The organism is Streptomyces sp. NPDC001153, from assembly GCF_053598315.1.
Genome location: NZ_JBSFJZ010000021.1, coordinates 17,723 through 41,993, shown reverse-complemented (window position 1 = coordinate 41,993; position 24,271 = coordinate 17,723). Strand labels below are relative to the sequence as shown.

The following is a 24,271-nucleotide window of genomic DNA, read 5'->3' as shown; positions in this document are numbered from 1 at the left end:
TGCGGGATCAAGCCCGCAGCCTGGCCGCCGAGTTCGAGTCGCTCACCGATCAGCGCGGAGCCAGCGAGGCACGCTACCGGCTCTCCTCCCTGCCGGCCCTGGCAGTCCGCGCGATGACACCCGCGGGCCACGACTCCATCACCGCGGCAGCCGAATGGTGCCGGCGGGCGGCCCCCGCGCGGACCGCGCCCGAGCTCCCGCTCCAGCCGCTCCCACTGCCTGGGGCTCACCCGCTCCACGGAGCCCGGCCCCTTCGAGCGCAGCGCGTGCGCGCCGCCTTTCTCCCACGCGTCCCGGTCAATACTCCCGCCACCGGTCACAAAGGTGACCACGACGCCGGACGGCCGGGCGGCCGACAACATGCGGCATCACCGACCTTGCCACTGCCGGGGCCCAGCACCGCGAGCGGAGCTGCACCTTCGGGCAGTCGCATGCGCATACAACCGAGTCCCAGAAACGGCCCGGCGTTCCGAGCCGTCGCTGACGGCCGCCTGCATCCGCCACCGCAGTCCCGTCGACGACACTGACCACTTCTGGACCGACCCCGGAGCGAGGGGCCCAGCAGCTTGGCAGGCTCCTCATAAGGCACGGCCCTGCGGCGCTGCTGCAGTCGAGGGACTTACCCGCCATTCGCAACCAGGGAGCCTTGATCATGTTCGGCCTGCTGGGCACTCCAGGTCGGGCCATTCCCAGGCAAGGAGCTGCGCATAGATGCCTGCGACAGCACGAGCGTCGACCCACAAAAGACCAATCGTCCGACTTGTCGGACTTCGACGTCCCAGCACCTGTCCCAACATGCGTGATTACCTGATCGGGACAGGCCGCCAGGGTCCTTCCGCGGTCGCCCTGACTAGGAACGTCGCAGGTGAGAACGTTTCTGCACCTGTGGTGCTCGGTGGGGCGGGTGGGACTCGAACCCACGGCCGACGGATTATGAGTCCGCTGCTCTAACCGGCTGAGCTACCGCCCCATAGCGGCGTGTCGCGTACAAGTGTGCGCGCCTGCTGCCGCAGCATAGCCGCTCATACGATCTCCTGCTTCAGGATGGTCGGCTTCTGCGCTGCTCATGACCTTGAGGACATGGACGCAGGCGCGGCGGTTCCCGCGGACATGAAAAAGGACCCCCAAGGGGTCCTCGTTCATCGCGCTCCCCCGACTGGACTCGAACCAGTAACCTGCCGGTTAACAGCCGGCTGCTCTGCCAATTGAGCTACGGAGGACCGAAGCTCCCCCGACTGGACTCGAACCAGTAACCTGCCGGTTAACAGCCGGCTGCTCTGCCAATTGAGCTACGGAGGATCGCCTCGATTGCATCGAACGTACCTACCTGGGTATTCGCCAGGGGGCGGGCGCTCGCTGCGACACATACATTAGCGCAAGCAGGGGGGTGCTCCGCCAATCGGTTCCCCCGGCGCCCACGTCGCTCCAGCAGACCCAGGCAAGGGAAGGGTGGCAGCCATGCGCTACCGGCTCACGTTCGTCGCCGGACTGGCCCTCGGTTACGTACTCGGCACGAGGGCCGGACGCGAGCGCTACGAGCAGCTGAAGAAGTCCGCTCGGCGGATCGCGCAGAACCCGGCCGTCCGCAACACGGCCGAGACCGCCGCCCAGCAGGGCCGCCAGTACGCCGGCAAGGCCTTCCACACGGTCAGCCACAAGGTCGGCGACCGGGTCCCCGAGACCGTCGCCCAGCGGGTACGTTCCCTCCGCGAGCGGAACCTGAACGGCACGCCGGAGGACGACTGGGGCACCAGCAACACGTAGGGCCGCACACTTCCCCACACCCCCTTGGCCGCCCTCGGCCACCGCATCCACAGGAATGCTGCAAAATTCAGGGCATGGGGATAGTCGCCGGCTTGGACAGCTCACCGGACTTCACACGCATCGTGGTCTGCGACACGGACACCGGTGCCGTACTGCGGCAGGGATACGCCTCGCACCCAGTGGAGGGCCGCCCGAGCGACATAGATCCGCAGGCCTGGCTGCTCTCCCTCGGCGAGGCGGCCGGCGGCGGCCTCCTCGAGGGCGTGCAGGCCATCGGGGTGTCGGCCCAGCAGAACGCGCTGGTCCCGCTGGACGCCCAGGGCAACACCGTGCGCCCGGCGCTGGTCGGCGGCGACAAGCGGGCCCAGGTCGCGGCGGCCGACCTCGTCGACGCGCTCGGCGGACGGGAGGCCTGGGCGCAGGCCGTGGGATGCGTACCGTCGGCCGCACAGCCCGTCACCAAGCTGCGCTGGCTCGCCAAGACCGAGCCGGAGAACGCCCGCAGGACGGCCGTACTGCTCCAGGCGCACGACTGGCTGGTCTGGCAGCTGCTCGGGCGGCCGGTGCGCAGGACCACCGACCGCGGCGGCGCCTCCGGCACCGGGTACTGGTCGGCGGCCACCGGCGCCTACCGGCCCGACCTGGTCGAGCTGGCGCTCGGCCACCAGGCGATGCTGCCGGAGGTGATCGGCCCGTCGGACGCGGCCGGTACGACCCCGGAGGGGCTGCTGATCTCCGCCGGGACCGGGGAGACCATGGCCGCCGCGTTCGGGCTCGGGATCGGGCTGGGGGACGCGGTGGTGTCGCTCGGGGCCTCCGGGTCCGTCATGGCCGTGCACCCCGAGGCGCTCGCCGACCAGTCCGGGATGATCACCTCGCTCGCCGACGCCACCGGCATGCACCTGCCGGTCGTGACCACCCTGAACGCCGTACGGGCCCTGCGCGGGACCGCCGAACTCCTCGGGCTGCCGGACCTGGAGAGCCTGTCCGAGCTGGCGATGAAGTCCACACCGGGCGCGCACGGGCTGGTCCTGCTCCCCTATCTGGAGGGTGAGCGGACGCCGAATCTGCCGCACACCGCCGGGACCCTCGCGGGCCTGAGGCGCGAGTCGATGAAGCCCGAGCATCTGGCGCGGGCCGCGTTCGAGGGCATGCTGTGCGGGCTCGGCGACGCGCTGGACGTGCTGCGCGGGCGGGGCGTGGACGTACGGCGGATCTTCCTGCTGGGCCCGGCCGCCGAGCTGCCCGCCGTACAGGCCTCGGCGCCCTCGCTGTTCGGCGCGCAGGTCGTCGTACCGCAGCCCGCGGACTACGCGGCGATCGGCGCGGCCCGGCAGGCGGCCTGGGCGCTCGGCGTGTCGCAGGGCACCCTCGATCCGCGCACCCCGCCGGCCTGGCAGGGCGCGGCGGCGCAGGTGCTGGAGCCGGGCGACGAGCTGGCCGTGGGGCAGGCGGTGCGGCAGCAGTTCACGGCGGTGCGGGAGCAGACCCACCCGGGGGCGTTCCGCGGGTGAGACGTAGGGCCGGCGGCCGAGGACCCTCGGCCTTTGGTCCGCTGTCGGGTTAATCGGTTGAGGTAACGCGGGTGGAGTGACCGACGATAGGGGCCAGGGGCAACCGACCAGCCCCCACCCGCCGACTCCGAGAGACCTAGCGTGCTCATACGACTCCTGCGGACCTATCTCAGGCCCTACAAGAAGCCCATAGCCCTCCTGGTGCTGCTGCAGTTCCTGCAGACCTGCGCCACCCTCTACCTGCCCACGCTGAACGCGCACATCATCGACAACGGTGTCGTGAAGGGTGACACGGATTACATCCTGTCCTTCGGCGCCCTGATGATCGGCATCTCGCTCGCACAGGTCGTGTGCAACATCGGCGCCGTGTACTACGGCGCGCGGACCGCCTCCGCGCTCGGCCGGGACGTGCGCGGCGCCGTCTTCGACCGGGTGCAGTCCTTCTCCGCGCGGGAGGTGGGTCACTTCGGAGCGCCCTCCCTCATCACCCGTACGACGAACGACGTACAGCAGGTCCAGATGCTGGCCCTGATGACGTTCACCCTGATGGTGTCGGCGCCCATCATGTGCGTGGGCGGCATCGTGCTGGCGCTCGGCCTGGACGTGCCGCTGTCCGGGGTGCTGGTGGCGGTGGTCCCGGTGCTCGGCATCTCCGTGACGCTGATCGTGCGCCGGCTGCGGCCGCTGTTCCGGTCGATGCAGGTCCGCCTGGACACGGTGAACCGGGTGCTGCGCGAGCAGATCACCGGCAACCGGGTGATCCGCGCCTTCGTCCGCGACGAGTACGAGATGGGCCGTTTCGGAAAGGCGAACGGCGACCTGACCGAGATGCAGCTGGCCACCGGTCGGATGCTCGCGCTGATGTTCCCGATCGTCATGACCGTGGTGAACCTGTCGTCGATCGCGGTGGTGTGGTTCGGCGCCCACCGCATCAACAGCGGCGGGATGCAGATCGGCGACCTGACCGCGTTCCTCGCCTATCTGATGCAGATCGTGATGTCCGTGATGATGGCCACCTTCATGTTCATGATGGTGCCGCGCGCCGAGGTGTGCGCCGAGCGCATCGAGGAGGTCCTCGGGACCGACTCCAGCGTGGTGCCGCCCCTCGCGCCCGTCGCCGAGCTGCGCCGCCACGGCCACCTCGAGATCCGGGGTGCGGGCTTCCGCTATCCGGGGGCCGAGGAGCCGGTGCTGAAGTCCATCGACCTGGTGGCCCGCCCCGGTGAGGTGACCGCCGTGATCGGCTCGACCGGCAGCGGCAAGTCGACCCTGCTCGGGCTGGTCCCGCGGCTGTTCGACGCCACCGAGGGCGAGGTCCTGGTCGACGGCGTGGACGTCCAGGAGGTCGAACCCCGGTTGCTCGCGCGGACGGTCGGGCTGGTGCCGCAGAAGCCGTACCTGTTCGCGGGGACGGTCGCCACCAACCTGCGCTACGGCAACCCGGACGCCACCGACGAGGAGCTGTGGCACGCGCTGGAGGTGGCGCAGGCCAAGGACTTCGTGAGCAAGCTGGAGGGCGGCCTGAACGCGCCCATCGCGCAGGGCGGTACGAACGTCTCCGGCGGCCAGCGCCAGCGCCTCGCCATCGCGCGCACCCTGGTCCAGCGCCCGGAGATCTACCTCTTCGACGACTCCTTCTCCGCGCTCGACTACGCCACCGACGCGGCCCTGCGCACCGCGCTCGCCCGCGAGACCGCCGAGGCGACCGTCGTCATCGTCGCCCAGCGGGTGGCGACCATCCGGGAGGCGGACCGGATCATCGTGATGGACGAGGGCCGGGTGGTCGGCTCCGGCCGGCACCGGGAACTGATGGCGGGCAACGAGACGTACCGGGAGATCGTGCTCTCCCAGCTGACGGAAGCGGAGGCTGCCTGATGGCCGGGCCCATGCGCATGATGGCCGGGGGCGGGCCCGACCAGCGCTCGATGGACTTCAAGGGGTCGGGCAAACGGCTCGTCTCCCTCTTCAAACCCGAACGGCTCACGATCTACGGCCTGCTGCTGTGCGTGGTCGTCAGCGTGACCCTCAGCGTGATCGGCCCGAAGATCCTCGGCAGGGCCACCGACCTGGTCTTCGCCGGCATCATCGGCCGGCAGATGCCGGCGGGGGCCACCAAGCAGCAGGTCCTCGACCAGATGCGGGCCCATGGCAAGGGCTCCATCGCGGACATGCTGAAGAGCACCGACTTCACGCCCGGCAAGGGCATCGACTTCGGTGCCGTCGGCGACGTCCTGCTGCTCGCGCTCTGCACGTTCCTGGTCGCCGGCCTGCTGATGGCGGTGGCGACCCGGCTGGTCAACCGGGCCGTGAACCGCACGATGTACCGGATGCGCGAGTCGGTGCAGGCGAAGCTGTCGCGGCTGCCGCTGTCGTACTTCGACAAGCGCCAGCGCGGCGAGGTGCTCTCCCGCGCGACCAACGACATCGACAACATCGGTCAGACGCTCCAGCAGTCGATGGGCCAGCTGATCAACTCGCTGCTGACCATCATCGGCGTGCTCGCGATGATGTTCTACGTCTCCTGGATCCTGGCACTGGTGGCCCTGGTCACCGTGCCGCTGTCGTTCCTGGTGGCCACCCGGGTCGGCAAGCGCTCGCAGCCGCACTTCGTGCAGCAGTGGCGCTCCACCGGCAAGCTGAACGCGCACGTCGAGGAGATGTACACCGGGCACACCCTGGTGAAGGTGTTCGGCCGGCAGCAGGAGTCGGCGAAGCAGTTCGCCGAGCAGAACGAGGCGCTGTACGAGGCCGCGTTCAAGGCGCAGTTCAACAGCGGTGTCATGCAGCCGCTGATGATGTTCGTGTCGAACCTGAACTACGTCCTGGTGGCGGTGGTCGGCGGCCTGCGCGTCGCCTCGGGTTCCCTGTCCATCGGTGACGTCCAGGCCTTCATCCAGTACTCGCGGCAGTTCTCGATGCCGCTGACCCAGGTGGCGTCGATGGCGAACCTGGTGCAGTCCGGTGTCGCCTCGGCCGAGCGGATCTTCGAACTCCTGGACGCGGAGGAGCAGGAGGCGGATCCGGTGCCGGGCGAGCGGCCGGCGGAGCTGCGCGGCCGGGTGCGGCTGGAGCACGTGTCGTTCCGGTACGACCCGGAGAAGCCGCTGATCGAGGACCTCTCGCTCACGGTGGAGCCGGGTCACACGGTGGCGATCGTCGGTCCGACGGGCGCGGGCAAGACCACGCTGGTCAACCTGCTGATGCGGTTCTACGACGTCTCGGGCGGCCGGATCACCCTCGACGGGGTCGACATCCGGAAGATGTCCCGGGACGAACTCCGGTCCGGGATCGGCATGGTGCTGCAGGACACCTGGCTGTTCGGCGGCACGATCGCGGAGAACATCGCGTACGGGGCGTCCAGGGAGGTCACCCGCGGGGAGATCGAGGAGGCGGCACGGGCGGCGCACGCCGACCGGTTCGTCCGCACCCTTCCCGACGGGTACGACACCGTGATCGACGACGAGGGCACGGGCGTCAGCGCCGGTGAGAAGCAGCTCATCACCATCGCGCGGGCGTTCCTGTCCGACCCGACGATCCTGGTGCTGGACGAGGCGACGAGTTCGGTCGACACCCGCACCGAGGTGCTGATCCAGAAGGCGATGGCGAAGCTGGCGGCGGGGCGGACGTCGTTCGTGATCGCGCACCGGCTGTCGACCATCCGGGACGCGGACACGATTCTCGTCATGGAGAACGGCTCGATCGTGGAACAGGGCGCGCACACCGAGCTGTTGGCGGCCGACGGTGCGTACGCCCGGCTGTACAAGGCCCAGTTCGCGCAGGCCGTGGCCGAGGTGGACTAGCCGCACGGGGGCCGCCGGCGGGCGGCCCCCGTTCAGTCCAGGTAACCCCTCAGCTGGTCCGCGAAGGCATGGTCCCGGAGCTTGTTGAGGGTCTTGGACTCGATCTGCCGTATCCGCTCCCGGGTCACCCCGAACAGCCGGCCTATCTCCTCCAGGGTGCGGGGCCGGCCGTCGATGAGCCCGTAGCGGAGCTGCACGACCTTCCGCTCCCGCTCGCCGAGGGTGGAGAGGACGGCCTCCAGGTGCTCCCTCAGCAGCAGGAACGCCGCCGACTCCACGGGGCTCGCGGCATCCCCGTCCTCGATCAGGTCGCCGAGGGCGACGTCGTCCTCCTCGCCGACCGGGGCGTGCAGCGAGACCGGTTCCTGGGCCAGGCGCAGCACCTCGGAGACCCGTTCGGGCGGCAGGTCGAGGTGCGCGGCGACCTCGTCGGGCGTCGGCTCGTACCCCCGCTCCTGGAGCATGCGCCGCTGGACGCGCACGACCCGGTTGATCAGCTCCACCACGTGCACCGGGACCCGTATGGTGCGGGCCTGGTCGGCCAGGGCCCGGGACATGGCCTGGCGGATCCACCAGGTGGCGTACGTCGAGAACTTGTAGCCGCGGGCGTAGTCGAACTTCTCCACCGCCCGGATCAGCCCGAGGTTGCCCTCCTGGACCAGGTCGAGCATGGTCAGGCCGCGGCCGACGTACCGCTTGGCGACGGAGACGACGAGCCGCAGGTTGGCCTCGATGAGCCGCCGCTTGGCCATCCGCCCCATGACGACGAGCCGGTCCAGGTCGAGCGCCAACTGGCTGTCCAGATCGGGCGCGTTGCCGAGCTTCTCCTCCGCGAACAGGCCGGCCTCGACCCTGCGGGCCAGTTCGACCTCCTCGGCGGCGGTGAGCAGCGGGATACGGCCGATCTCGCGCAGGTACTGGCGGAACAGGTCGGCCGAGGGCCCGCCGGTCTCGGCCCGGGCCGGGACCGGCGTCTCGACGGGCTCGGCCGCGTCCTCCGGCTCGTCCGCGAGCGCTTCTGCCGGTGGTTCCGAGGGTTCGGCGGGCACCGCCTCCGGGTGGAGGGCGGCGCGGCCCTGCGGCGGCACGGCCACGACAACGTCCGTCTCCGCGTCCGGCTCGTCAGCGGTCATGGCGGTGGTGCTGGTGGCACTGGTCGCGCTGTCGGTCTGGCTGAGGGTCTGGGTCTGCACGGGGGCGACCTCCAGGATGATCGCTGCTGAAGGCTGTGCGGCAGCGGTACTTCGGGAGCGGAGAGTCGACGGCCTGCGCTCCTGGGACAGGCCCCGGGGACTCGGGCACCGGACCCAGTGTGGAGTACGACACATCCCCGCCACGAGGGGCTTGCGGTGACTTTTTGCGTCCGGTTCGTGACCGGCTGGTGATCCGGGACCGAAAACCGGGCGTCGTATCCCGCCGTGATCTGGGAGGATCCCCGGGTGTCCGGACTCCTGTACGAAACCCATGTGACCGTCCGCTGTGCCGGCCCCGCCGAGAGGCAGCGGCTGCGCGGCTGGGCGGAGGCGGCCGGGCTGAAGCTGACGCACATCGTGCTGGCCCGCGGCCGGATGCGGGACCAGCCGATGCTGACGCTGACCGGTTCGTCCTCGTACGCCGAGCAGTCGGCACGGGCGGCCAGGACGGTGGCGGCACTGCGGTCGGCCGGTTTCGCGCCGGTCCGGGTGAAGACGGAGTCGGCGCCGTGGGCACCGGAGGTGCCGGACGGGCCGTGCGGGGGCGGGCGGTACTTCGAGCACCACGTGAAGCTGCTGCTGGACGCGGAGACCGACCTGACCTCGTTGACCGCGCGGGTCGTCCCGCACGGCGCGCATCTGTCGTGGAACGCCCGGCGGGTCCGCGAGGGCGGGCGGCACGAGCGGTTCGTGACGCAGCGCTGCCGGGGTGTGCGGGACGCCGAGGCCGAAGAGGCGCTGCGCCTGCTGCTCGCGGAGCTCGACGGGCTCGAAGTCCTGTCCGTGGAGCGGGAGTTCGTGCTGTACGACAGTGACGAGTCGGTGGACGAGGGATGGCTGGAGGTGTCGGCGTGAGCGAGATGTGGCGCGCCCTGTGGCGCAGCGAGCGGCTTCCCGCAGAGCCCCTGGACGAGGCGACCCGGCGGGCGAACGACCTGCCAAGCACACTGACGCAGGTACCGGGCGACGACGTGACCCAGCGGCCCGTCTTCGAACCGGCCCTCAAGCAGTACCAGAACGCCTACCGCGCCACCGACCCCGCCTTCGCCGACCCGGCGCGCGGCGAGGCGTGGCGTACGGCCCGGCGGCGGGCGCTGCATCTGGTCCTGGCCGGGATCGGGGACTCCGAGTGGGCCGAGTCCCTGGTGCTGCGCGGCAGCCTGCTGATGTCCCTGTGGTTCGGGGAGGCGGCCCGCGAGCCCGGTGACCTGGACTTCGTGGTCGTACCGGCGGACTGGGGGATCGAGGAGGCGCGCACGCCCCGGATGCTCGACGGCATCGCGGAGGCGGCCCAGGCGCGGGCGGCGGCGGATGCCGGCGGAGTGAGGTTCGCGGCCCGGAGCACCCTCGTGGAGGACATCTGGACCTACGACCGCGTGCCCGGCCGCCGCATGCTCCTGCCCTGGTCGGCACCCGGCCTGCCCGGCGGGCACGTGCAGCTGGACTTCGTCTTCACCGAGGAGCTGCCCGAGCCGCCGGAGCCGGTCGAACTGCCCGGCCGAAACGTGCTGTTGGCCGCGTCCCCCGCGCTGTCGCTGGCCTGGAAGCTGATGTGGCTGATCGACGACATGCATCCCCAGGGCAAGGACCTGTACGACGCCGTGCTGCTGGCCGAATCCCACCCGCTCCCCTACGACCTGCTGCTGCGGGTCTTCCAGCTCTCGGGCAGCGCCGGCCGGGACCGCGAGCTGGTCACCCTGCGGGAGGTGGCACAGGCCGCGGAGTACGCCGAGTGGGACCACTTCGTCACCGAGTACCCGCGGTTCGCCCACCGCGGGCGCGAGTTCGCGAAGCGGCTGGTGCAGGCGGTGACACCGACCTTCGCGGGCCGCTAGAGCGCCTCCGCGCCCCGCTCCCGCAACGCCTGGTCGTACTGCTGCAGGACCCACATCTCGTTCTGTACGGCCGCCAGCTGGGCCGGGTCGCCGCCGGTGGCCAGGCGGGTCAGCTGGGACTGGATGTCGTGGATACGGCGTTCGACGGCGCGGCGGCGGATCTGGACCAGGACCGTGCCGGCGTACGTCTCGTCCACCGTGCGGCGCAGGATCGGCTCCACGGCCAGCTCGGTGACCATCGCGCGGACGGTGTCGTCGGGCGCGGCCTCGCGGACCCGGACCAGGTACTCCTGCGGGTCCTGGACGCCGTACTCCGCGCCGCCCGCCTCCGCGACCGTCTGGCGCACGGCCGCGTACGGCGGCGCGGTGAACTCGTCCACGCCGTACGCGTCGAAGGCCGGGGAGACCAGTTCGGGGCGCTGCAGGGCGAGTTTGAGCAGTTCGCGTTCGGCGGCGTGGACCGGGTTGCGCAGGGTCAGGGCCGGGCCGCTGTTCGCGGGACGCGGCGCCGCAGCCCACTGCTGGTCGGCCGCGCGGGGACGGCCCTGCTGCTGCGGGCCCTTGCCCTCCCGGGCCCAGCGGGCCAGCTGGGCCACCCGCCGGACCACGAACTGGGTGTCGAGGATGCCGAGCATGCCGGCCAGTTCGACGGCGACCTCGTGCTGGGCGCCGCTGTTCTTGATGCGGGCGACGATCGGCGCGGCCTCGTCCAGCGCCGCCGCCCGGCCCGCCGGGGTGTCCAGGTCGTAGCGGCTCAGGATCTGGCGGAGCGCGAACTCGAAGAGCGGCGTCCGCGGTTCGGCCAGGTCCGCCACCGCCTCGTCGCCCTTGGCCAGGCGCAGCTCGCACGGGTCCATGCCGTCGGGCGCGATCGCGATGTAGGTCTCGGCGGCGAACTTCTGGTCGTCCTCGAAGGCGCGCAGGGCCGCCTTCTGGCCGGCCGCGTCGCCGTCGAAGGTGAAGATGACGCGTGCGCTGCCGTTGTCCATCAGCAGGCGGCGGAGGATCTTGATGTGCTCGCCGCCGAAGGCCGTACCGCAGGTCGCGATGGCGGTGGTCACTCCGGCCAGGTGGCAGGCCATGACGTCCGTGTAGCCCTCGACCACGACCGCGCGGCTGGTCTTCGCGATCTCCTTCTTCGCCAGGTCGATGCCGTACAGCACCTGGCTCTTCCGGTAGATCGCCGTCTCCGGCGTGTTCAGGTACTTCGGGCCGTTGTCCGCCTCGTACAGCTTGCGGGCGCCGAAGCCGACGACCTCGCCGCCGATGTCCCGGATCGGCCACATCAGACGGCCCCGGAAGCGGTCGATGGGGCCGCGGCGGCCCTCCTGGGACAGGCCGGACAGGAGCAGCTCCTTGTCGGAGAAGCCCTTGCCGCGCAGATAGCGGGTGAGGTGGTCCCAGCCCTGGGGGCTGTAGCCGACGCCGAAGTGGACGGCGGCGGCCTGGTCGAAGCCGCGCTCGGCGAGGAAGATCCGGCCGGTCTCGGCCTCGGGGCCGGTGGCGAGCTGCTCGGCGTACCACTGCGCGGCGATCTTGTGCGCCTCGACCAGGCGGATGCGCTCGCCGCGCTGGTGGGCCGGGTTGTACCCGCCCTCCTCGTAGCGCAGGGTGATGCCGGCCTGGGCGGCGAGCCGCTCGACCGCCTCGGAGAAGGAGAGGTGGTCCACCTTCATCACGAAGGTGATGGTGTCGCCGCCCTCCTGGCAGCCGAAGCAGTGGAAGAGTCCCTTGCTGGGGCTGACCTGGAAGGACGGCGACTTCTCGTCGTGGAACGGGCACAGCCCCTTGAGGTTGCCGCCGCCCGCGTTGCGCAGCTGGAGGTACTCGGAGACCACGGCGTCGATCGGGACCGCGTCCCGTACCGCCTTCACGTCCTCGTCGTTGATCCGTCCTGCCACGAGGCGATTCTACGGGGGTGCACCGACAGCCCCGCCGTTCCCGGTGTTCCCGGTGGTCAGGAAGCGAGGCCGTCCAGAGGGACGTGCGGGTCGGCCAGGGCCTCCGTGTTCACCCGGGCCCTGGAACGGATCAGCTTCTGGATCTGCTCTGTGACATCCCACACGTTCACGTTCATCCCGGCCAGCACGCGTCCCTCCCTCACCCAGAACGCGATGAACTCCCGCTTGCCGGCGTCGCCCCGGATCACCACCTCGTCGTACGACCCGGCCGGCGCCCAGCCGCTGTACTCCATGCCCAGGTCGTACTGGTCGGTGAAGAAGTACGGCACGCGGTCGTACGTCACGTCCTGGCCGAGCATCGCGCGGGCCGCCGCCGGGCCGCCGTTCAGCGCGTTCGCCCAGTGCTCGACCCGCAGCCGGGTGTCGAACAGGGCGAGGGGGAAGTTCGCCACGTCACCGGCCGCGTAGATGTCCGGGTCGGACGTGCGCAGCCGCTCGTCGACGACGATGCCGCCGCCGTGCGCCCGGTCGGCGATCTCCAGGCCCGCCGCCTCGGCGAGGCCGACACGCGGGGCCGCGCCGATCGCGGCGAGGACGTCGTGCGCCGGGTGCTCCTCGCCGTCGTCGGTGCGGACCGCGAGGACCATGCCGTCCTGGCCGACGATCTCGGTGAGCTGCCGCCCGAAGTGGAAGCGGACGCCGTGCTCGCGGTGCAGCTCCGCGAAGACGCCGCCGAGCTCGGGGCCGAGGACGCCGTGCAGCGGGGTCGGCGCCGGTTCGATCACCGTGACCTCCGCGCCGTACTCGCGGGCCGCCGCCGCGACCTCCAGGCCGATCCAGCCCGCGCCCGCGATCACCAGGTGCCCGTTGTCCCGGCCGAGGGCCGTGAGAACGCCCTTGAGGCGCTCGGCGTGGGCGAGGCGGCGCAGATGGTGCACGCCCGCCAGGCCGGTGCCGGGGATGTCCAGGCGGCGGGGCTCGGCGCCGGTGACGAGCAGCAGCTTGTCGTAGCGGACGAGGGTGCCGTCGTCGCCGAAGCGGACCGTCTTCGCGCTGCGGTCGATGCGGTCCACGAACTGGCCGAGGTGCAGCTCGATGTCGTTCTGCGCGTACCAGGCCGGTTCGTGCACGAAGACGCTGTCGCGTTCCTTCTTGCCGAGCAGAAAGCCCTTGGACAGCGGCGGTCGCTCGTAGGGGTGGTCGCGCTCGTCGCTGATCAGTATCACCCGGCCGGTGAAGCCCTCCGCCCGGAGTGTCTCGGCCGCCTTCGCGCCGGCGAGACCGCCCCCGACGATGACGAATGTCTGATCCGCGTCGACCACTTGATGCCTCCTCGTAAGGGTGCCGCCATATGCGAGCGTCCCGCACCGGGCGTGCTGCGGGAAGAGGGAGTGACCCGATCAGGCCACGGAGGGTCATGTTCCTCTCACATATGCCCCGTAAGTCTCGCGTGCAGCGAGCGCGCGGAGGCGTCGGTGAGGGAGGCGATCTGGTCGACGATCACCCGCTTGCGTGCATGGTCGTCGCCTGCCCCGTCGAACAGGGCCCGAAACTGTGGATCCAGCCCGTCCGGCGCGCGGGCGGTGAGCGCCTCCGCCAGCTCCGCCACGACGACCCGCTGGTCCGCGCGCAGCCGCTCCTGCTCCGCGCGCTGCATCACATACCGGTCCGCGACCGCCTTGAGCACCGCGCACTCCATGCGGGCCTCGCGTGGTACGACGAGTTCGGCGTCGTAGCGGGTGAGCCGGCCGGTGCCGTACGCGGCGCGGGTGGCGCCCTCGGCGGCCAGGCAGAACCGGCCGATGAGCTGGCTGGTGGCGTCCTTCAGCCGGGCCTGGGCGACCGCGGTGCCGTCGTAGCCGTGCGGCCACCACTCCTCGTCCTGGAGGCGGTCGAGGGCGGCGGCCAGTTCGGCCGGGTCGGTGTCCGCGGGGACGTACCGGCCGATGGCGACCTCGAACACCGCCTGCCGCTCGGGCTCGGCGTGCAGGCAGTTGGGGTCGATGTGACCGGCGTGCAGGCCGTCCTCGACGTCGTGGACCGAGTACGCCACGTCGTCCGACCAGTCCATGACCTGGGCCTCGAAGCAGGTGCGGGTGCCGGGGGCGTGCGCCCTGACCCAGTCGAACACCGGGCGGTCGTCCTCGTAGACGCCGAACTTCCGCGACGCCGGGTCGGTGGGGTGGGCGCCGCGCGGCCAGGGGTACTTGGTGGCGGCGTCGAGGGTGGCACGGGTGAGGTTGAGGCCGACCGAGCGGTCCTCGGTGAACCGTTTCGGCTCGATGCGGGTGAGGAGCCTGAGGGACTGGGCGTTGCCCTCGAAGCCGCCGCAGTCGTCAGCGAAGGCGTTCAGCGCCTGTTCGCCGTTGTGGCCGAAGGGCGGGTGACCGAGGTCGTGGGCGAGGCAGGCGGCCTCCACCAGGTCGGGGTCACAGCCGAGGGCCGCGCCGAGTTCCCGGCCCACCTGGGCGCATTCGAGTGAGTGGGTGAGCCTTGTTCTGGGGCTGGCGTCCCATACCTGGCTGTGGGCTCCTGGGGTGACGACCTGGGTCTTGCCGGCGAGTCTTCTGAGCGCGGCGGAGTGGAGGATGCGGGCGCGGTCGCGTTGGAAGGCGGTGCGGCCGGGGCGTTTGTCGGGCTCTGGGGCCCAACGCTCCGCCGAGGTCGGGTCGTAGGGGCCGTTGTCGAGTGCGGTGCCTTCCATTCTTCGACAGTATGCCCACTCGTCCGCCCTGTTCCGTTCTGGGGCGCGTGCGGGTCGTGGGTGGCTTGTCGCGCAGTTCCGCGTGCCCCCTCTTTTCGCAGCCCTTCTTTCAAGCCGAGGCCGGTTCGGCCACTGTCACCGCTCTCACCTGGTCGTATCTGTGCAGGATCAGGCGGGCCATCGCCGGATGCGCGCCCAGGGGGGCCGAGGCCGTCCACGGCGCCGCCTTCGCGCACTGCGTCGCGAAACGCCCCGGGGCCGTGAAGTACGAGGCGACCGCCACCCGGTGCCGGCCCCTCGCCGTCAGGGCCCGTATCGCCGTCGGGACCGTCGGGGTCGCCGCCGAGGCGTAGGCCGGGACGACCGGCACGCCCAGCCGGTCCGCCAGGAGCCGGGCCGTGCGGCGGGTGTCGGTGGCCGAGTCGGGGTCGCGGGAGCCGGCCGCGGCCAGCACGACCGCGCTCGCACGGCGGGTGGCCGGGTTGGGGGCCGTGGGCCAGCCGGCCTCGAGGAGGCGGTCGTAGAGGGTCTCCACCAGGAGCGGGTGCGGGCCGAGCGGGGCGGCCAGTCGGGTGGGTGCCTGTGCGGCGGCGGCCATCTGGGGGATGTCCTGCTTGACGTGGTAGCCACGGGAGAGGAGCAGCGGGACCAGGACGGCGGGGGTGTCGCCGAGCGCGGCGAGGGTGTCCGGGAGCAGGGGCTCGTTCAGCTCGATGTGGCCCAGGTGGACGGGGAGGCCGGGGCGCAGTTCGCGTACCCGGTCCGCCAGCGTCCGTACGGTCTCCAGGGCGCGCGGGTCGCGGCTGCCGTGGGCGACCAGGACGAGGGCGGGCGGGGCCGTGCGGCGGTGGCCGAGCGGGGAGACCAGCCGGAGCCGGCCGGCGAGCTGGCTGCCGATGCTGTTCATGAGGTGCGCCGTGCTGTCGAGGTCGACGCGGGGCTCGGAGCGGGGAGGGTGCGACGCCGTCATGCAAGGATCCTGACGGCACCAGGTTGCGCGGCCGTTGCCGGGCCGTCACGAGCGTTTTCCGCTGCTTCACGTCGTACGGATGCTCGATGTGAGGCGAACCGGACGGCTGCCGGTGGCGTCCTCCATGGTCGGAACCGGTCGGAACCGATCCCTGGGGGCCATATGAAGATCCGTCGACCGCGGCTGCCGCGCACCCGCACGGGGCAGCGGCGGCTGGTGCAGGCCGTGATGGCCGGGTGTGTGCTGGCGCTGCTGCCGGCGACCTGGCTGTTCGTGTCCACGGCGGACCGGCTGCGCACGACGGCGGACGCCCCGCGGACCCAGGTCGCCATGGTCTTCGGGGCCGGGCTGTGGAACGGGGAACCGTCGCCGTATCTCGCGCACCGGCTGGACGCGGCGGCGCGGCTGTACCGGGCGGGGCGGGTCCACGTCGTGCTGGTCACCGGGGACAACAGCCGCAAGGACTACGACGAGCCCGACGCCATGCGCGCCTACCTCACGCACCACGGGGTGCCGGGTGACCGGATCGTCAGGGACTACGCCGGGTTCGACACCTGGGACTCCTGCGTCCGGGCCAAGAAGATCTTCGGTGTGGACCGGGCCGTGCTGATCAGCCAGGGCTTCCACATCCGGCGGGCGGTGGCCCTGTGCGAAGCGGCAGGGGTGGACTCGTACGGGGTCGGGGTGGCCGACAAGCACGACGTGACCTGGTACTACGGCGGGACGCGCGAGGTGTTCGCGGCGGGCAAGGCGGTGCTGGACGCGGTGTTCCACCCGGATCCGACGTTCCTCGGGCCGCGGGAGAGCGGAGTCACCAAGGCGCTGGCGGGGGCCCGGGACTGAGCATGGAGATCACGGATCTGACGCCCGCCGAGCGCCGCGTCCGCGACGCCTTTCCGCTCGGCGAAGGGGTCGACTTCCGGGAGAGCGACGACGAGGACCCCGCGCAGGGCGCCTCATGGGGCCCGGAACGGACGCTACGGGCGGAGGTGCTGCGGGCGCTGCTGCTGGACGGGCCGGTGCGGGGCGACCGGATCGCCGGGCTGAAGGTGTGGGGCGCGCGCATCACCGGGGTGCTCCAACTGATGTACGGCACGGTCGACCACCCGGTCCGGCTGCGGGCCTGCCACTTCGACGAGACCCCGAACCTGTACGGGGCGAGCATTCCCGCCCTGGTACTGGCCGATTCGGTCCTTCCGGGGCTCACCGCGGGCACCCTCCGCGTCGGCGGGGCGCTCCGGATCACCTGCTGCCGTGTCACGGGTCCGGTACGGCTGGCGGGCGCGAAGATCTCCGGGGCGTTCTTCGCCAATGGTGCGCTGCTCGGCAGACCCGGCGAGGTCCCGGAGGAGCCGGTGCTCCAGCTGGGCCACGCCGAGGTGGCCACGGACGTGTGGGCGCCGGGACTGGTCGCGCACGGAAAGGTGCACCTGAACGGCGCGGTCGTGCGCAACCAGGTGAACCTGAACGACGCCGAGCTGAACGCCCCCGGCGAGACCGTGTTGCACGCCGAGGTCCTGACGGTCGGCACCGACCTGCACGCCATGCGGTTGCGGGCCCGTGGCCGGGTCAACCTGGGCGGTGCCCGGATCCCCCGCCAGCTCAACCTCGCCTACGCCCGGCTGTCCAATCCGGGCGGCCAGGCCCTGCGCGCCAGCAGCAGCGCCGTCGGCGAGCTGTGGCTGCGGGAGGCCGCTCCCGTCGAGGGTGCCGTGAATCTGCGCCGGGCCCAGCTCGACCTGCTGCACGTGCCGCCCGAGGTATGGCCCGGGCAGGTCCAGCTCGACGGGCTCAGCTACCGCGTCCTGACCCCGCACCTCCCGGCCGAGCAGCGCCTCCCGCTGCTGGAACGCGAGACGGACGGCTATCTTCCCCACCCCTACGAGCAGTTGGCCACGGCGTACCGCACGGTGGGCGACGACGCCGCAGCGCGCACCGTCCAGCTGGCCAAGCTCCGCCGGCACCGCCGTACCCTGCCGCCGTACGCCCGGGTGTGGGGCCGGCTCCAGGACGCGGCCGTCGGCTACGGCTTCCGCCCGATGCGGGCCGCGGGCTGGCTGCTGCTCCTGCTGTGCACCGGCACGCTCGCCTTCGCCCTGCACCATCCGCCCGCGCTCAAGCCCGGCGAGGCGCCCGCGTTCAACCCGCTCTTCTACACGCTCGACCTGCTGCTGCCGATCATCGACTTCGGCCAGGAGGCGGCGTACGCGCCGCGCGGGTGGTACCAGTGGCTGTCGTATCTGCTGATCGTCACCGGCTGGGTGCTGGCGACGACGATCGCGGCCGGCGTCAGCCGCTCGCTGAGCCGGCAGTAGGGACCTCACGGCCTCCCCGGCCCCGCGGGGAGGTCGCCGTGCCGGGCGTGTAACGGGAAGCGGCCGGGGCCGTAACACGCCCGACGCACGCTGGCGGCATGGAACCGATCGCCTCGACGCCCACCCACTGCCCGTACTGCGCCTTGCAGTGCGGGATGAACATCACGCCCCTGCCGCAGGGGGGCGTCGAGGTGACCGAACGGACGGACTTCCCGGTGAACCGGGGCGCGCTGTGCGGCAAGGGCCGTACCGCGGCCGAGGTGCTGTCGCCGGCGGTACGGCTGACCTCGCCGCTGGTGCGGTCCGGTGGCCGGCTGGTCGAGGCGAGCTGGGCCCAGGCCCTGGACCGGATCGCGGAGCGGCTCGGGAGCACACGGCGGGAGTACGGCGCCGACGCGCTGGGCGTGTTCGGCGGGGGCGGGCTGACGAACGAGAAGGCGTACGCGCTCGGGAAGTTCGCCCGGGTGGTGCTCGGCACCTCGCAGATCGACTACAACGGCCGGTTCTGCATGTCGTCGGCCGCGGCGGCCGGGACGAGGGCGTTCGGCCTCGACCGGGGCCTCCCCTTCCCCCTGGAGGACATCCCGAAGACCGGGTGTGTGATCCTCGTCGGGTCGAACCTCGCGGAGACCATGCCGCCGTCCCTGCGCTTCTTCACCGAACTGCGCCAGAACGGCGGCACGTTGATCGTCGTCGACCCGCGCCGGACGAGGACGGCCGAGCAGGCGGACCTGCACCTGGCCCCCCGCCCGGGCACCGATCTCGCCCTGGCCCTCGGCCTGCTGCACCTGGTGGTGGCGCAGGGGCGGACGGACGACGAGTACATCCGACAGCGGACGACGGGCTGGGAGCAGGCGCGCGCGGTGGCGATTGCGCACTGGCCGGAGCAGGTGGAGCGGATCACGGGGGTGTCGGTTCCGCAACTCCGGGAGGCGGTACGGCTTTTCTGCGAGCCGGAGTCGGCGATGGTGCTCACCGCCCGCGGGCCGGAGCAGCAGTCCAAGGGCACGGACACGGTGGGCGCGTGGATCAACCTGTGCCTGGCGACCGGCCGGGCGGGCCGCCCGCTGTCCGGATACGGCTGCCTGACCGGGCAGGGCAACGGGCAGGGCGGCCGCGAACACGGCCAGAAGGCGGACCAGTTGCCCGGCTACCGCAGGCTGGACGACCCGGCGGCGCGGGCGCATGTGGCCGGGGTGTGGGGCGTGGACCCGGATGCGCTTCCCGGCCCCGGACGCAGCGCGTACGAGCTGCTCGACGCCCTCGGCACGGACATCAGGGCGCTGCTGCTGATGGGCTCCAACCCGGTGGTGTCGGCGCCGCGCGCGGCCCATGTCGAGGAGCGGATCAGGTCCCTGGATTTTCTCGCCGTTTGCGACGTGGTGATGTCGGAGACGGCTCAGCTGGCGGACGTCGTCCTGCCGGTCACCCAGTGGGCGGAGGAGACGGGCACCACGACCAGCCTGGAGGGCAGGGTCCTGCTGCGCCGCCGGGCGGTCAGCGCGCCGTCCGGGGTCCGCAGCGACCTGTACGTCCTGCACGAGCTGGCGGCCCGCCTCGGCGTGGAGAAGGGCTTCCCGACCGACCCCGAGGAGGTCTTCGCCGAGCTGCGCCGGGCGAGCGCGGGCGGCCCGGCGGACTACTCGGGGATCACCTACGGGCGGCTGGCCACGGAGAACGGGGTGTTCTGGCCGTGCCCGGAGCCGGCGGAGGGCACCGCGGCCGAAGTCCATCCGGGCACTCCCCGCCTCTTCCTGAACCGTTTCGCCACGGACGACGGCCGGGCCCGGTTCGCCCCCGTGACCCACCGCCCGACGGCGGAGGAACCGGACGCGGAGTATCCGCTGCTGCTGACCACCGGCCGGGTGGTCTCGCAGTACCAGTCGGGCGCCCAGACCCGGCGGGTGGCCGAGCTGAACGCCGCCGCTCCCGGCCCCTTCGTGGAGCTCCACCCCCGGCTCGCGGCGCGTATCGGCGCGGCCGAGGGGGACCGGGTGACCGTGACCTCCCGCCGGGGCCGGGCGACCGCCCCCGCCCGGATCACCTCCGCCATCCGCCCGGACACCGTCTTCATGCCCTTCCACTGGCCCGGCGAGGGCCGCGCCAACACCCTGACCAACCCGGCCCTCGACCCGACGTCCCGGATGCCGGAGTTCAAGTCGTGCGCGGTGCGGGTGGAGACGGCGACATCCCCGGGGGCCTCGTCATGAACGCCGGCGGCCGCAAGGGTGCGTTCGTACGACTTCCCTGGTGAGCGCGGGCACCGGCGGCGGTGTGTTCGTACGGATTCCGTGGAGATGGACTCAGCACAGGCGACTGAGACATGCGTACGGGGGAGAGCGGCGTGGCGTGGGACGAGTGGGAACGGCTCAAGTCGGAGGCCCGCAGCAGCTACAGCCACCTGACCATCCCGCACAAGGACCTGGTCCCGGTGACGCGGGCGATGGCCGAGGACGGGCACGCGTTCGCGCAGGTGCATGACGCCGAGACACGACAGGGCGCTGGCCAGGGACTTCCGGGCGGCGCTGGCCCGCGCGGGCGGCTGCGTGTAGAGGGTGCCGGCTGCCGTGGATTGCCGGTATGGCTGACATGGACCGGTTCGACCTGAGCGCCTACCTGGAGCGGATCGGACGGCGGAGCGGCGGCGGGCGGGCGGGGCGGGTCGTACTCGAAGGGCCCCTGGAACTGCTGGAGTTGCAGACGTACGAGCGCCAGGAGCAGGACTGGGTGGGCCAGTACGCGTTCGCCCTGGAGCCGTTCGCCGCCCCGGACCACGAAGTGTTCGACCGACACGTCGGCACCAACCCCCGCTCCCCCTTCACCAGGCGCCCGTACCTCCAGCGGACCACTGCCGAGTGCCATCTGGAGGAGTTCGGGATCGTGGTGCCGGAGGGGCTGACGCTGCTCGCCCGATTCAGCGCCCAGACAGCCAGTCGCCGTCCTCGATCGGTTTTCCCTCGGCACGCAGCCGGGCGGCGACGGGCGGGGCGGCCAGGTAGACCCAGGCGAGGGCGGTCGTGCCGTCGGCGGTGCGCAGGACGGTGCGCGCCGCGCGTTCATAGAGGTTGCGGGGGTCGCCCGGGGTGTACTCCTCCAGGCGGTCCAGCGCGGCGAGCAGTTCGGCGTACGACTCCGGCCGGGCGGTGATCAGTTCGCCCCGGACCTCGCCGCCCGCCCGCTCCACGGCGTAGGGATAGCCGGGGCCGTCGTACAGCGCGGCGTCCCGCAGGCGGGCCGGTTCCTCCCAGGCGGTGCGGCCCCGCAGGAACAGGTCGTGGTTGGCCTCGCCGGGGCGGAGCGTGCCGTAGACGAAGAAGGGCAGCGGGGTTCCGGGCTCCTCGGGGTCGTTCTCGTTCTTCTCGGTGATCACGGAAACGATTCTCTACCCCCTTCGGCTCCCCACACATCTCCATGAAGGAGCTATGGACATGACATGTCAGGGCCCCTTGAATCACTGGGTACATCAGCGCCGCCCCCACGCCTTGACGGGCGCTTCCCCGAGGAGATCCATGAGCCGGATACGCCAGCACGTCCGAGGATCCCGTCGTCTCACCACCGCCGGCGTCGCCGTCACCACCGCGACCCTGCTGTCCGTGGCCCTCTCCCCCGCCGCCCACGCCGACGCCAGACCGACCAGGGCCGCCGCGATCCAGCACGCGGCGTCGGCACTCCTGGCCCATGCCGCGAGCCTGGGCCTGACCTCCGCCGGGGACACCAGCGTCCGCGACGTGATCGTGGACAGGAACGGCACCCAGCACGTCCGCTACGACCGCACCTACCACGGACTGCCCGTACTGGGCGGCGACTTCGTGGTCCACCTGGCCCCGAACGGTGCCTACCGCAGCGCGAACCGGGCGACCCGCGGGACCATATCCCTCGGCTCGATCCTCCCGGCGGTCCCGGCGTCCAAGGCCACCGACCTCGCCGTGAACGCCCTGCGCGCCGCCAACCTCGGTGATGCGCTCAAGCAGGTCAAGGCCAGGCCCGAGCTGATCGTCGACGCCCTGCACGGCACCCCGAGGCTCGCCTGGCGCACCACCGCGGCCGGCCTGGACTCGCTCGGCAACCCGGTAGCCCGGACCGTGCTGACCGACGCCCGCACCGGCCGCCAGATCGACGCCTGGGACAGCATCGAGACCGCCGCCGGCGACGGAAAGTCGCTGTACAGCGGGACGGTGCCGCTGGAGACGACCCAGTCGGGATCGTCGTACCAGCTCAAGGACCCGACACGCGGCAACACCTACACCGGCGACGCCGAGGGCAAGACGGACCTGTGCTTCTTCGGCATCTGCTTCAGCCGGGCGCCCGCGGACCTGTTCACGGACGCCGACAACCACTGGGGCACCGGCACCACCTCCGACCGCGCCTCGGCCGCCGTCGACGCCCAGTACGGCACCGACATGACCTGGGACTACTACAAGAACGTCCAGGGGCGCAACGGCATCGCGGGCGACGGCAAGGGCTCGTACAACCGCGTCCACTACGGCAGCAACTACAACAACGCCTTCTGGGACGACAGTTGCTTCTGCATGACGTACGGCGACGGTGACGGGACCACCTTCGGTCCGCTGGTCGCCCTCGACGTCGCCGGGCACGAGATGACCCACGGAGTCACCTCCAAGACGGCCGCGCTGACCTACTCGGGCGAGTCCGGCGGCCTCAACGAGGCCACCTCGGACATCCTCGGCACGATGGTGGAGTGGTACGCGAACAACCCGTCCGACCCCGGTGACTACCTCATCGGCGAGAAGATCGTGAAGCCCGGCTTCGGCCACACCGCCCTGCGCTACATGGACAAGCCGTCCAAGGACGGCAACTCCGCGGACTACTGGAGTTCGTCGGTCGGGAACCTCGACGTCCACTACTCCTCCGGTGTCGCCAACCACTTCGCCTATCTGCTGGCGGAGGGCAGCGGTCCGAAGACCATCAACGGGGTCAGCTACGACTCCCCCACCTACAACGGCTCCACGGTCACCGGCATCGGCCGGGACAAGGTCGGCCGGATCTGGTACCGGGCGCTGACGGTCTACATGACCTCCTCCACGAACTACGCCGGGGCGAGGACGGCGACGCTGAACGCCGCCAAGGACCTGTACGGCGCGGGCAGCACGGAGTACGACGCGGTGGCGGCGGCCTGGAGCGCCGTCAACGTGAACTGACGGCCGCCTCCATTCGTGTTTTCTTCATACCGGTCATTCCTCTGGGGCCCCCGCACGCCTGCGACCTGCCGGAATCCGGCGGGGGCTGGGCCGTGTGGGGGCCGGGGAGGACACCCGTTCACCGCAATTCTGACGGGCCATCAGGGAGCGCGGCTCCCGGACTGCGACTTACCTCGGTAAGGGACAGACCGAGACGCGAGACCTGGGGAGCACCATGCGACGCATCGCCCGTCTGCTGGCCGGTACCGCGCTCATCGTGGCGGCAGCCACACCCGCCTGGGCCGGCACCGGCAGCCTGGACGTGTACCCCTCCGGCGTGGCGCCCGGCGGCCAGGTCTCGGTGAACACCGCCGCGTGCGGCGACAAGGGCTCGGCGGTCGGGGACGCGAGCGCCGTCGGCGCCGGCACCTTCACACTGGCGCCCAGCTCGCACGACGGCGAGGCGATCGGACAGTTCCAGGTGCCGGAGGGCGCGCAGCCGGGGACGTACGAGATCGTCGCCAAGTGTGCGGAGGGCAAGCGGCAGGTGACCGGCGACCTGGTGGTGACCCTGAGCGCGGCGCACGAGCAGGTGCAGCCGCGAGGAAGCGTGAAGACGGGGGTCGGCGGCGCACTCGGCACCGACCCCGTGAAAACCGCGGCGGGTGTGACGGCGCTGGCCGTCGCCGCCGCGGGCGGTACCTGGCTCCTGCATCGCCGGGCGAGAGGCGACGGGTTCTGACGGACACCCTCCGCTGTCCGTCAGCCGGTACCGCACATCCCGCCCCCTCCGGGTCCGATGCCCCTCGTGGCCCGGAGGGGGAGGGAGCCAAGGACGGTCGAGCCCCCGGCCCTCGGGGGCCAGGCCCCCGGTCTTCGGGTCCGGCCCCCGGGCCTTCGAGGCTCCGGCCCCCGGAGTTCGGGGCCCGCCCCCGGTCTTCGGGGGCCCGGCCCCCGGTTGTCCGGGGCCCGCCCCCGGTGTCTGGGGCCCACCCCCGGTCTTGGGGGTCTGCCCCCGGGTATCCGGGGCCCGGTCCCCGGAGTTCGGGGCCCCCAGTGCTTGGGGACGGCCCCGGTCTTCGGGGGCCCGGACCCTGGTTGTTTCGGGGCCCGCCCCCGGTGTCTGGGGTCCGGCCC

The 24,271-nt window shown here is 71.7% G+C and carries 17 protein-coding genes, 3 tRNA genes and 2 pseudogenes; 12 read left to right on the top strand and 10 right to left on the bottom strand.

What is annotated here, in order from left to right:
• Positions 1-179: 179 nt before the first annotated feature.
• The 4 genes and pseudogenes from ACWDEN_RS23930 to ACWDEN_RS23915 form a co-directional block, all read right to left on the bottom strand.
• Positions 180-296: pseudogene (locus ACWDEN_RS23930) on the bottom strand (IS630 family transposase); the annotation flags it as partial.
• Positions 297-896: 600 nt separating this feature from the next.
• Positions 897-970 (bottom strand) — tRNA-Ile (locus ACWDEN_RS23925).
• 177 nt (positions 971-1,147) lie between these two features.
• Positions 1,148-1,220 (bottom strand) — tRNA-Asn (locus ACWDEN_RS23920).
• A gap of 6 nt (positions 1,221-1,226) precedes the next feature.
• Positions 1,227-1,299 (bottom strand) — tRNA-Asn (locus ACWDEN_RS23915).
• Positions 1,300-1,458: 159 nt separating this feature from the next.
• On the opposite strand from ACWDEN_RS23915, the gene ACWDEN_RS23910 reads away from it, so the two are divergent.
• The 4 genes from ACWDEN_RS23910 to ACWDEN_RS23895 all read left to right on the top strand — a co-directional run bounded on the left by ACWDEN_RS23910 (position 1,459) and on the right by ACWDEN_RS23895 (position 7,078).
• Complete coding sequence (locus ACWDEN_RS23910) at positions 1,459-1,764, top strand: YtxH domain-containing protein (RefSeq protein ID WP_351608178.1); 306 nt, start codon at positions 1,459-1,461, stop codon at positions 1,762-1,764.
• A gap of 74 nt (positions 1,765-1,838) precedes the next feature.
• Complete coding sequence (locus ACWDEN_RS23905) at positions 1,839-3,278, top strand: FGGY family carbohydrate kinase (RefSeq protein WP_351608176.1); 1,440 nt, start codon at positions 1,839-1,841, stop codon at positions 3,276-3,278.
• Between the two features lie 141 nt (positions 3,279-3,419).
• Complete coding sequence (locus ACWDEN_RS23900; protein WP_351608174.1) at positions 3,420-5,153, top strand: ABC transporter ATP-binding protein; 1,734 nt, start codon at positions 3,420-3,422, stop codon at positions 5,151-5,153.
• Positions 5,153-7,078 (top strand): ABC transporter ATP-binding protein, encoded by a 1,926-nt coding sequence (locus ACWDEN_RS23895; RefSeq protein ID WP_351608173.1) that lies wholly within the window; start codon positions 5,153-5,155, stop codon positions 7,076-7,078. Before ACWDEN_RS23900 ends, ACWDEN_RS23895 begins: the two co-directional genes overlap by 1 nt.
• 32 nt (positions 7,079-7,110) lie before the next feature.
• Here the strand turns inward: ACWDEN_RS23895 and ACWDEN_RS23890 are convergent.
• Positions 7,111-8,389 (bottom strand): annotated as a pseudogene (locus ACWDEN_RS23890) (RNA polymerase sigma factor).
• 128 nt (positions 8,390-8,517) lie between these two features.
• Here ACWDEN_RS23890 and ACWDEN_RS23885 point away from each other — a divergent pair.
• Together ACWDEN_RS23885 and ACWDEN_RS23880 are read left to right on the top strand one after the other, a co-directional pair.
• Positions 8,518-9,126: a hypothetical protein gene (locus tag ACWDEN_RS23885; RefSeq protein WP_450860083.1), complete on the top strand. Its 609-nt coding sequence runs from the start codon at positions 8,518-8,520 to the stop codon at positions 9,124-9,126.
• Positions 9,127-9,131: 5 nt separating this feature from the next.
• Positions 9,132-10,106, top strand: a complete 975-nt coding sequence (locus ACWDEN_RS23880) for a nucleotidyl transferase AbiEii/AbiGii toxin family protein (protein ID WP_450860133.1) — start codon at positions 9,132-9,134, stop codon at positions 10,104-10,106.
• Here ACWDEN_RS23880 and dnaG read toward each other — a convergent pair.
• The 4 genes from dnaG to ACWDEN_RS23860 all read right to left on the bottom strand — a co-directional run bounded on the left by dnaG (position 10,103) and on the right by ACWDEN_RS23860 (position 15,681).
• The gene (gene dnaG, locus ACWDEN_RS23875; protein WP_351608169.1) at positions 10,103-12,007 is read right to left on the bottom strand and encodes a DNA primase; all 1,905 of its coding nucleotides are present in this window, start codon (positions 12,005-12,007) and stop codon (positions 10,103-10,105) included. The two genes, ACWDEN_RS23880 and dnaG, sit on opposite strands and share 4 nt — an antisense overlap.
• A 56-nt stretch (positions 12,008-12,063) precedes the next feature.
• Positions 12,064-13,329 (bottom strand): NAD(P)/FAD-dependent oxidoreductase, encoded by a 1,266-nt coding sequence (locus ACWDEN_RS23870; RefSeq protein WP_351608166.1) that lies wholly within the window; start codon positions 13,327-13,329, stop codon positions 12,064-12,066.
• A gap of 104 nt (positions 13,330-13,433) precedes the next feature.
• Positions 13,434-14,711 (bottom strand): deoxyguanosinetriphosphate triphosphohydrolase, encoded by a 1,278-nt coding sequence (locus ACWDEN_RS23865; protein ID WP_351608163.1) that lies wholly within the window; start codon positions 14,709-14,711, stop codon positions 13,434-13,436.
• Positions 14,712-14,820: 109 nt separating this feature from the next.
• On the bottom strand, positions 14,821-15,681 hold the full coding sequence (locus ACWDEN_RS23860; protein WP_351608160.1) for a sirohydrochlorin chelatase: 861 nt from the start codon (positions 15,679-15,681) through the stop codon (positions 14,821-14,823).
• Positions 15,682-15,843: 162 nt separating this feature from the next.
• Here ACWDEN_RS23860 and ACWDEN_RS23855 point away from each other — a divergent pair, with 162 nt between their 5' ends.
• The 4 genes from ACWDEN_RS23855 to ACWDEN_RS23840 all read left to right on the top strand — a co-directional run bounded on the left by ACWDEN_RS23855 (position 15,844) and on the right by ACWDEN_RS23840 (position 20,604).
• Positions 15,844-16,524, top strand: a complete 681-nt coding sequence (locus ACWDEN_RS23855) for a SanA/YdcF family protein (RefSeq protein WP_351608157.1) — start codon at positions 15,844-15,846, stop codon at positions 16,522-16,524.
• Positions 16,525-16,526: 2 nt separating this feature from the next.
• Positions 16,527-17,996: a membrane-associated oxidoreductase gene (locus ACWDEN_RS23850; protein WP_351608154.1), complete on the top strand. Its 1,470-nt coding sequence runs from the start codon at positions 16,527-16,529 to the stop codon at positions 17,994-17,996.
• Between the two features lie 98 nt (positions 17,997-18,094).
• Entirely contained in the window at positions 18,095-20,206 is a 2,112-nt protein-coding gene (locus tag ACWDEN_RS23845; RefSeq protein WP_450860082.1) for a molybdopterin oxidoreductase family protein, read from the top strand.
• Between the two features lie 134 nt (positions 20,207-20,340).
• Positions 20,341-20,604 (top strand): hypothetical protein, encoded by a 264-nt coding sequence (locus tag ACWDEN_RS23840; protein WP_450860081.1) that lies wholly within the window; start codon positions 20,341-20,343, stop codon positions 20,602-20,604.
• Between the two features lie 306 nt (positions 20,605-20,910).
• On the opposite strand, the gene ACWDEN_RS23835 is transcribed toward ACWDEN_RS23840, so the two are convergent.
• Entirely contained in the window at positions 20,911-21,366 is a 456-nt protein-coding gene (locus ACWDEN_RS23835) for a gamma-glutamylcyclotransferase family protein (RefSeq protein ID WP_351608146.1), read from the bottom strand.
• Positions 21,367-21,505: 139 nt separating this feature from the next.
• Between ACWDEN_RS23835 and ACWDEN_RS23830 the strand changes: the two genes are divergently transcribed.
• Positions 21,506-23,155 carry a M4 family metallopeptidase gene (locus tag ACWDEN_RS23830; protein ID WP_450860080.1) on the top strand — a complete coding sequence of 550 codons (1,650 nt, stop codon included), beginning with the start codon at positions 21,506-21,508 and terminating at the stop codon, positions 23,153-23,155.
• Positions 23,156-23,369: 214 nt separating this feature from the next.
• A complete protein-coding gene (locus ACWDEN_RS23825) occupies positions 23,370-23,876 on the top strand; it encodes a hypothetical protein (RefSeq protein ID WP_351608141.1) in 507 nt (168 codons plus the stop codon).
• Positions 23,877-24,271 lie beyond the last annotated feature (395 nt).